Raw genomic sequence first — 8745 nt, forward strand, 5'->3', positions numbered from 1 at the left:
GCGATGCGCGACGCGCTGGCCGCGATGCTCGCGCGCATTCAATCCTCGGCGCGCCAGATCCATGGCGCCAGCGAGCGGATCGCCGCGGCCAATCGCGATCTGTCCGAGCGCACCGGCCGCCAGCTGGCCGCCGTCGAGGAAGCCGCCACGAGCATCGGCGAACTGCGCGGGCTGGTCGAGCAGATCCACATGCGTGCGCACGAGTCCAGCGCGATGGCCAGCCAGGCACGCGACGCGGTCGGCACCGGCAGCGCGGTGGTGCGCAGCATGCGTGCGTCGATGGATGCGGTGCAGGCGCGTTCGCGCGACATCTCCGAAGTGGTAGGCGTGCTGCAGGGCATCGCCTTCCAGACCAATCTGCTGGCGCTCAACGCAGCGGTCGAAGCTGCGCGCGCCGGCGCGGCGGGCCGCGGCTTCGCCGTGGTGGCCAACGAAGTCCGTGCACTGGCGCAACGCAGCGCGCAATCGGCGCGCGATATCGGCGCGCTGCTCGGCGAAGCCACGCGCGACATCGAGGCCGGCGCCGGCCTCAGCGGCGAGGTCGAACAGGCGATGGCGGCGATCGAGCAGGCGGTGCTGCGCAGCCATACGCTGGCGGAGCGGCTCAATGGCCTGGCGCAGCAGCAGGCGGCGGGGATTGCGGTGGTCGACGGCGCCGTCGCGCGCCTGGACGGCACCAGCCGGCAGAACGCCGAACTGGTGACCACGGTGGCGCAGCAAGCCGAATCGCTGGACTGGCAGGCCGGCGAACTGGCCGCCGATGTGGGGCGCTTCCGCTTCTGAGCCGGGCCCGCCGGGAGGCGAGGCGCTCCGCCGTCTTGGGACGCTGCTGGACGCATCCCGCCATCGGATTTGGCTGTTCTGCACTGCAGAACATAGATTCTGCATTGCAGTTGACGGCATCATCGAACGATGCAACCATCGCGGACAGACCAAGCCGGCGGCCACGCCGGCAACGCCATTCCGGAGACTTCGATGAGCAGCACCTTCAGCGCCAATCCCGGCGCCAATGCCGGCCCCAATACCGGCCCCAATACCGGCGCTAATTCCCCCGCCGCCTCCACGCCCGCTTCCCGGCCCTCCGCCGCGCCGTTCGTGCCGCCCTACGCGCGCCTGCACCAGGCCATCGCGCCCTGGGCCGCCGACCGCCCGGACGTGGTCGCGCTGATGGATGGCGAGCGCTCGATCCGCTATGGCGAGCTGGAGGGCGCGGTGCGCCAGAGCGCGGCGGCGCTCGCCAATGCCGGCGTGCGCGGCGGCGACCGCGTGGTGCTGGTGACCGAGAACAGCGTCGGCTGCGCGGTGCTGATCCTCGCCCTCAGTTCGCTGGACGCGTGGGCGATTCCCGTCAACGCCCGACTGTCCGCGCGCGAGATCGACAACATCATCGAGCACGCGGGCGCCCGGCTCGCGCTGTATCTCGACAATGCCTACCCCGAGGCGCGCGAGCACGGCCTGGCGCGCGGCGCGCAATGGGCCGAATGGCCGCATGTCGGTCGCCTGTTGATCGGCAAGCTCAATGGCGAGGCGGTGCCCGAACCGGTGCAGGCCGACGCGCGCGAACAGGTGGCCGCGGTGATCTACACCACCGGCACCACCGGCGCATCGAAGGGCGTGATGCTGACGCATTCGAACCTGATGTTCATCGGCCACAGCAACCGCGTGCAGGCGCGCGTGCAGCCGGGCGACCGCGTCTATGGCGTGCTGCCGATCTCGCATGTCTACGGCCTGTCGGTGCTGCTGGTCGGCCCGCTGTCCAACGGCGCCACGGTCTACTACGAACCGCGCTTCCGGCCCGAGCGGCTGGCGCGCGCGCTGGTCGAGGAGAACCTGTCGGTGCTGCACGGCGTACCGGCGATGTACGCCAAGCTGATCGAATGGGGCCGCAGCCAGCCCACGCCGCTGCGCGCGCCGGCCTTGCGCATGGCGCAATCGGGCGGCGCGCCGCTGACCGCGACGTTGAAGGCCGCGTTCGAGCAGACCTTCGGCATCACGCTGCACAACGGCTACGGCATGACCGAAACGTCGCCGACCGTCAGCCAGACGCGCGTCGATGCGCCGCGCAGCGACTGCTCGGTGGGCCAGGCGGTGCCCGGTGTCGAGGTGCGGCTCGGCGATCCGCTGCCGGACGGCAGCGGCGAACTGCTGGTGCGCGGCCCCAACGTGATGAAGGGCTACTACAAGCGCCCCGATCTGACCGCGCAGGCGATCGACGCCGACGGCTGGCTGCATACCGGCGACCTCGCCAGGATCGACGACGACGGCGCGATCTCCATCGTCGGCCGGTCCAAGGAAATCATCATCCATTCCGGCTTCAACGTGTATCCCGAGGAAGTCGAGCAATCGATCAACGCGTACCCGGCGGTGGTGCAGTCGGCCGTGGTCGGACGCGCCGTCGAAGGCAACGAGGAGGTGATCGCCTTCGTCGAGGTCCGCGCCGGCATGACGCTCGATCCCGCGGCGCTGAAGACCTTCCTGCGCGAACGGCTGTCGCCGTACAAGATCCCCGCGGAAATCAAGGTGGTCGCACAGCTGCCGGCCGCGCCGTCGGGCAAGATCCTGAAGGCCAGGCTGCGCGAGATGCTGGCCGCCGGCGAGTTCTGAGCGCGGATCGCACGAGCACCATGGCAAGCGACGATCAGGCCCAGGCGATGGCGACCGAGGCGGCGGAGCGGGACGACGTCCGCAGCGGCATCGGCAGCGGCGCGCCCCGCCACAAGGAAGACCGTCACTTCGTCACCGCGCTGGCGCGCGGCCTCGATGTACTGGCATGCTTCCGCGGCTTCGACGCGCAATTGGGCAACGCGGAACTGGCGCAGCGCTGCGGCCTGCCCAAGTCGACCGTATCGCGGCTGACGCATACGCTGACCGAGCTCGGCTATCTGCGCCTGGAGCCGGACGCCGGCAAATATCGCCTCGGCAGCTCCGCGCTGGCGCTGGCGCCGACCGGGCGCGAAGGCGCCGATGTGCTGGCGGTCGCGCGGCCGCATATGCAGCGCCTGGCAGATCTGTCGCAGGGCGTCGCCTCGCTGATCCTGCGCGATCGCGGCCGCATGCTGATCTTCGAGAACTGCCAGGCCGAGAGCTATCTGACCTTGCGCGTGGCCGTGGGCACGCGCATCTCTGGCCTGACCACGGCCGCGGGCCGCGCCTATCTGCAGGCGCTGCCGGCCGCCGACGCGCGCCAGGCGCTGGCCGCCTTCCGCGCCAGCGACGGGCTGCCGGAGGCCGAGGCCCAGGCGGTGCTCGCGCGCAGCCGCGAGGAAGTCCGGCGCATGGGCTGCACCACCTCGTTCGGCGACTGGCTGCCGGACATCAATTCGATCGCGGCCGCCTTTCATCCGGGCCCCGCGCTGCCGCCGATGACGTTGAGCTGCAGCGGCCCCAACGCGGTCGTCCCGCCGCGGCATCTGCTCGACGTGGTGCGGCCGGTGCTGATCGAATGCGTCGCGCGGATCGAGCGCGAACTCGGCGGCGCGTAATCGGACGGCCGTAATCGGGCGGCGCGACGATCGGGCGACGCGACAATCGGGCGACGCGGAAGCGGCCGGCCTGCCGCGACGGTGACGAAACCGCGATCGCGCGACGAGCGGGCTACCGTTTGCCATACGGACCGCGCCAAATTCGCAAGAACGCGGCCAGCATGCCGCCATGATTCCGGTGTCCCGCAAACCGATTGGCCCCGCCTGGCAGGCGCGGCCGATCGGACGCGGCAATCCCACTGCCGCGCGCCAGTGCGGCGTTTTCCGGAGCGCCCCCCATGCCCACTCTGCCCTGCCTTGCGCGCCCCGTCCTCGCGGCGCACTATTCGACCGCGCACGAATTCTTCGACGCCGTCGCCAAAGGCAGCGACGAATCCATGCTGAAGCGGATCGTCCTTCAGCGCGGCTCGTTCTTCGTCGGCGGCCGCGGCTACCGGCTCGTCGTCGAGAATGCCGCAGTCGCGAACGGCCGCCAGCCTGTCGATGTCCGGCTGGAGCGCAACTGGCGCGAATTGGGCTGGTTCCGCCGCGTCGTGCTGACGCTGCTGAGCTGCGTCGTGCCGCGCGACAGGTATCGCTGCGAGCGGCCCTGTCACGGGCAGGTTCCCGCCGTATTGCACACCATCACGCGACTGCGCCAGCGGGCCGGCATGGCTGTCTCGACTGTGCCGCCGTCCGCCAACGAAGCACGCGTCCCTTCTGGCACCGGCGTTGACGTCGACGAACCGCGCCCGCGGATTTCCCCGGTGCTGTCGCCCGAAGCGCGCCGCGTGAGGCTGAATTTCCTGGCCGAGCGCATCCGCAAGGCGGACCGCTGCAAGCTGTTCGCGCACAAGGGGAAATGGTGCAAGGTGGTTCGCGCGATCGCCGGCAATGATCCACCCGAGTGCCTGGACGTCGCCGCCGCCGCGGTGCTGGCGCAGATGGCGGCCGTGGTCAGGTACCTGCGCCGCAACCGGTCGGAGAGCGCATCGGCCTATGCCGAAGTGATCGGCGTTCTGCAGGCGCTTCGCCAGTCGGCCGACGCCAAGGACGAACAACTGGCGGAACTGGCCGCTCGCCTGACCGACGTGTGGAAGCAGCACTGGTGGCGCGGCGAGATTCCGAGGTATTCGGCCTTCGCGGACTTCCGGCTGCCCGTGGGCGTGGTGCAGCGCATCGGCGCCTGCTTGCGCGAGGACTGGCTGCTCGTCAACGATGAGTTATGCACGCTGGACCTGCGCGACCGCCAGATCAAGCGTCTGCTCGCCGCCGCGTCGGCGAAATCGACCACCACCACCACCACCACCACCACCACCACCGCCACCACCGCCACAACCACCGCCGGCGCGGGCAGCGCTCCGGCGGTCCCGTCGCTTGCTACTGGCTGAGCCGCATCGCCGGCGTGATCTGCCGCGGGTCGGTGCACAGCTCGAGCAGCGCCGGCCTGCCTGCGGCGCAGGCGCGCGCAAAGGCGTCGGCAAACCCGTCCGCGCTGGTCAGCCGCTCGGCCCAGGCCCCACAGGCCTGCGCCAGCGCGACGAAATCCGGATTGACGATGCCCGTGCCGCTGACGCGGCCCGGATAGCGCCGCTCCTGATGCATCCGGATCGTGCCGTACATGCCGTTGTTGACGACCAGCACCACGACATTGGCGCCCACCGCGGCCGCGGTGGTCAGCTCCTGCGGATACATCTGGAAGCAGCCGTCGCCGGCGAAGCACACCACGGTGCGCTCGGGATGGCGCAGCTTCGCCGAGATCGCAGCCGGCAGGCCATAGCCCATCGCACCGCAGGTCGGAGCCAGCTGCGTGCGCGGCCGGCGATAGGCGAAGTAGCGATGCAGCCAGACCGCATAGTTGCCGGCCCCGTTGGTGACGATCGCATCGTCGGGCAGCGTGCGGTTCAGATGGTCGACCACCGCGGTCATGTCGACACCAGTGGCGTCCGCGTGCGGCGCGGCCGGTGAGACAAAACCCTGATGATCGGCGCGCGCCGCGGCCGTCCATTCGCGCCAGTGTATCGTCGCCGGCGCCGGCAGGCCCGCCAGCATCGCCGCTCCCGGACCGATACCCGCGTGGATCGCCAGATCGGGCTGGTACACCCGGCCCAGTTCCGCCGCATCGGCGTGGATATGCACCAGCCGCTGGCGCGGCCGCGGGGGTTCGAGCAGCGTATAGCCGTCGGTGGCCACGTCGCCGAGCCGCGTGCCGAAGGCAACGACCAAATCGGCGCCGCGCACGCGCTCGGCCAGGCGCGGATTGACACCCAGGCTCAGATGCCCGACATAGTGCGGATCGCGATTGTCCAGCACGTCCTGGCGGCGGAAGGCACAGGCCACCGGCAGGTCCCAGGCGTGCACGAAGCGCGCGAACGCCGCGGCATCCTCGTCGCGCCAGTTGGCGCCGCCGGCGATCACCAGCGGGCGCTGCGCTGACGACAGCAGCTCGGCCAGCGCGGCCGCATCCGCGGCCGACGGCGAGGCGACCACGGGCCGATACGCGCCGGTGTCGCGGCAGACCGCCTCGCCGTCGAGCACGTCCTCGGGCAACGCGAGCACCACCGGTCCGGGCCGGCCCGAGGTCGCGACCTGGAAGGCGCGCGCCACCAGTTCGGGGATGCGCGCGGGGTCGTCGATCTCGGCGACCCATTTGGCCATGCCGCCGAACATCGCCCCGTAATCGACCTCCTGGAACGCTTCCCTGCCCCGGTGCTCGCGGGCGATCTGCCCGACGAACAGGATCATCGGCGTCGAATCCTGCGCGGCGATATGGACGCCGACGCTGGCATGCGTCGCCCCGGGTCCGCGCGTGACGAAGCAGATGCCGGGACGTCCGCTCAGCTTGCCGTCGGCCTCGGCCATATTGGCCGCCGCGCCTTCGTGCTTGCAGACGATCACGTCGATGGCGGGCTGATCGTGCAGGGCGTCGAGCACGTCGAGGAAGCTCTCGCCCGGCACGCAGAACACACGCTCGGTGCCGTGGATGCGCAGCGCATCGACCAGGATGCGGCCGCCGCTGCGTGGCGCGGGCGCCGGCGTGCCGGCGGAGGACGATGGGAGGTCGGCGGTAGGCTGGGTCATCGGCTGGCTCGTCGAATCGGAAACGGGACGAAGATCGGGAACGGTATCGGGAACGACAACGGGAACGACATCCGGAACAGGCTCGCGAACGGGATCGGAACGCGATCGGAACAGGTCCGAACGGAATCGGGACCTGAACCCTGCATCGCCCCATTGTGCAGGCGAACGCGAAACGGCAGGCAAGGCAGGACCGATTATCGCGCCAAAATTCGGGTTGGCCGCCGGGGTGACCGCCGCGCGCCCTCGCCGGGCGTTGGCCTGCCCGTGGCACGGCGCTTATCATGACTACCGCCGCGAACGTCATCGCCGCCGACAGCGGCAGTGCGCCGGGGAACGAACCGAACACCGATGCCTCGACGCACCCGGCGTTTTGCCCGCTGTCTCTTCCCGCCAACCGACGGAGTCCCCGATGCCCCATCTCGTCATTGAAATCACCGAAAACGCGCGCCTGAACTGCTCGCCCGAGGAACTGCTGGATCAGGCCAACGCCGCGCTGCTGGCCTCCGGGCAATTCCAGGAGCCCGATATCAAGTCGCGCTGCATCACGCTGGAGACCTACCGCCAGGGGACCGAAGCGGTCGAGCGCGCCTTCGTCCATGGCCGGCTGTCGATTCTCGACGGCCGCGACCTGGCAACGCGCCAGGCGCTGGGCCAGGCGGTCTGCGAGGTGATCGCCGAAGCGGTCCGCTCGGGCGCGAACAACACGCCGGTGCAGATCAGCGTCGAGGTGCGCGAAATGGAGCGCGCCAGCTACGCGAAACAGGTGATCGGCGGGTGAAGGCCGGTCCGCGCAGGATGGCGGACCGGGACCGTTACCGGGATGCCGTCGGGGATGCCGTGGGGGATGCCGAGCCCGATTCAGCAGGGGATGCAGGGGATGCGTCATAGGATGCCGCGGCCGATGCGGTGGCCGAGGTGGTGGCCGAGGTGGTTGGCAATGCGGTGGCCGAGGCCGTGGCCGGTACCGCCCCAGCGGCCCCGTCCAACCCCAGCACCGACAACATCACGCCGGTCTGCCATGCGAAATACGGGTTGTAGGTCAGCCGCGCGTGCACCTTGCCGGGCTCCCGATAGCCCCAATCCGAATACCAGACCTCACCGCCATCGACGCAGCGCTGGTACTCGGCCGGCTCCTGACCGTTCAGGCACAGCCGCAACGAGCCCTGCCGCCCATAGAGCGGATTGGCATCGGAAAACAGCACGCCCATGTGCGAGAACTGGCTGATGCGCTCTGCCGGCAGGCGGTCCGGGCGGACCAGCACGCGGCCGGTACCGGCGCTCCCGTCGGCCTTCGCATCGCGGCTTGCACCGACGCTCGCATCGACGCTTCCAGCGAGGCGCACATCGGCCCTCGCATCGACAAGCACATCGCCGCTCGCATTGCCCTGCTCCGCCCCATACCAGATCAGCCGGCTCGCCGGATGCGTGAAGCGCGTACCGAACACTTGCCGCACGTAATGCGAGTCGACCACCGAATCGTGCTCGGCGACGATCAGCAGCGCCGGCTTGTCGTAAGGGCGCGCGTTCAGCGCCGCGCGCGCCGCGACATTGCTGCGGTAGTACTGCGCGAATCCATTGGTGGGCGTGTTCAGATAGCGGACCGGCGTCTGCTACGGCCGGTCGTCGCCGGTCGACAGCAGCCACGGCATCACCGGTGCGAGCAACGGCGTCAGCCATTCCCATCGGCTGCCGGAACGCAGCGCCGGCGACACCAGCAACAGCCCGGCGATCTCGGCATGGGCCTGCGCATAGTCCAGCACCAGATTGGCGCCGGTGGAGAAGCCGCCGAGATACAGCGGCCCGTCGCCAACGGTATCCCGCAACGCCGCGACCTGCTCGCGCAGCACGCGCTGCCAGTCCTCCAGCCTGATGTCCATCAGGTCCGCTGGCGCCGTGCCATGGCCGGGCAGCAGCACCGTGCGCACCAGCAGGCCGCGCTCGGCCAGCCGCGGCGCGATATCGACGAAGGACCACGGCGAATCGCCGAGCCCGTGCACCAGCAGCGCCCCGCCGCGCGGCGTGCCGGCGGGACGCCATTCGCGCGGCAGATTCCATTCGGTCTCGGCTTGCATATCGGCCGACACGTAGCGGCGCCGGCTTTCCAGCGCGGCGAGCGCTTGCGCGCGATGCGCGGCGAAGGTCGGTGCGATGGCGGGCGCGCGCGTCGCGCTGTCGTCCAGCCGGCTGTGGTCCTGCCGGCTGT

At 70.3% G+C, this 8745-nt stretch carries 8 protein-coding genes; 5 read left to right on the top strand and 3 right to left on the bottom strand.

Features of this window, described 5'->3' with window-relative positions; all coding sequences use genetic code 11:
- The 4 genes from AC6EI8_RS21155 to AC6EI8_RS21170 form a co-directional block, all read left to right on the top strand.
- A partial coding sequence (locus AC6EI8_RS21155; protein ID WP_498382782.1) for a methyl-accepting chemotaxis protein occupies window positions 1-783 on the top strand: 783 nt, incomplete at its 5' end.
- 192 nt (window positions 784-975) lie between these two features.
- Window positions 976-2604 carry a class I adenylate-forming enzyme family protein gene (locus tag AC6EI8_RS21160; protein ID WP_498382783.1) on the top strand — a complete coding sequence of 543 codons (1629 nt, stop codon included), beginning with the start codon at window positions 976-978 and terminating at the stop codon, window positions 2602-2604.
- A gap of 20 nt (window positions 2605-2624) precedes the next feature.
- The gene (locus AC6EI8_RS21165) at window positions 2625-3482 is read left to right on the top strand and encodes an IclR family transcriptional regulator (RefSeq protein ID WP_226105342.1); all 858 of its coding nucleotides are present in this window, start codon (window positions 2625-2627) and stop codon (window positions 3480-3482) included.
- Between the two features lie 278 nt (window positions 3483-3760).
- The gene (locus AC6EI8_RS21170; protein ID WP_498382784.1) at window positions 3761-4852 is read left to right on the top strand and encodes a hypothetical protein; all 1092 of its coding nucleotides are present in this window, start codon (window positions 3761-3763) and stop codon (window positions 4850-4852) included.
- On the opposite strand, the gene AC6EI8_RS21175 is transcribed toward AC6EI8_RS21170, so the two are convergent.
- On the bottom strand, window positions 4842-6542 hold the full coding sequence (locus tag AC6EI8_RS21175; protein ID WP_498382785.1) for a thiamine pyrophosphate-binding protein: 1701 nt from the start codon (window positions 6540-6542) through the stop codon (window positions 4842-4844). The two genes, AC6EI8_RS21170 and AC6EI8_RS21175, sit on opposite strands and share 11 nt — an antisense overlap.
- 409 nt (window positions 6543-6951) lie before the next feature.
- On the opposite strand from AC6EI8_RS21175, the gene AC6EI8_RS21180 reads away from it, so the two are divergent.
- Entirely contained in the window at window positions 6952-7320 is a 369-nt protein-coding gene (locus AC6EI8_RS21180) for a 5-carboxymethyl-2-hydroxymuconate Delta-isomerase (RefSeq protein WP_149318159.1), read from the top strand.
- A 34-nt stretch (window positions 7321-7354) separates the two neighbouring features.
- On the opposite strand, the gene AC6EI8_RS21185 is transcribed toward AC6EI8_RS21180, so the two are convergent.
- Entirely contained in the window at window positions 7355-8014 is a 660-nt protein-coding gene (locus AC6EI8_RS21185) for a hypothetical protein (RefSeq protein WP_498382786.1), read from the bottom strand.
- Between the two features lie 138 nt (window positions 8015-8152).
- Window positions 8153-8745, bottom strand: a 593-nt coding sequence (locus tag AC6EI8_RS21190) for an alpha/beta hydrolase (RefSeq protein WP_498382787.1), incomplete at its 5' end; no start/stop codon positions are given.

This window comes from Cupriavidus sp. R6-3 (assembly GCF_059772245.1).

Excerpts from the sequence above, each read along its gene's own strand:
- AC6EI8_RS21160 (WP_498382783.1), top strand. The coding sequence starts at position 976 with ATGAGCAGCACCTTCAGCGCCAATCCCGGCGCCAATGCCGGCCCCAAT.
- AC6EI8_RS21165 (WP_226105342.1), top strand. The coding sequence starts at position 2,625 with ATGGCAAGCGACGATCAGGCCCAGGCGATGGCGACCGAGGCGGCGGAG.
- AC6EI8_RS21170 (WP_498382784.1), top strand. The coding sequence starts at position 3,761 with ATGCCCACTCTGCCCTGCCTTGCGCGCCCCGTCCTCGCGGCGCACTAT.
- AC6EI8_RS21175 (WP_498382785.1), bottom strand. The coding sequence starts at position 6,542 with ATGACCCAGCCTACCGCCGACCTCCCATCGTCCTCCGCCGGCACGCCG.
- AC6EI8_RS21180 (WP_149318159.1), top strand. The coding sequence starts at position 6,952 with ATGCCCCATCTCGTCATTGAAATCACCGAAAACGCGCGCCTGAACTGC.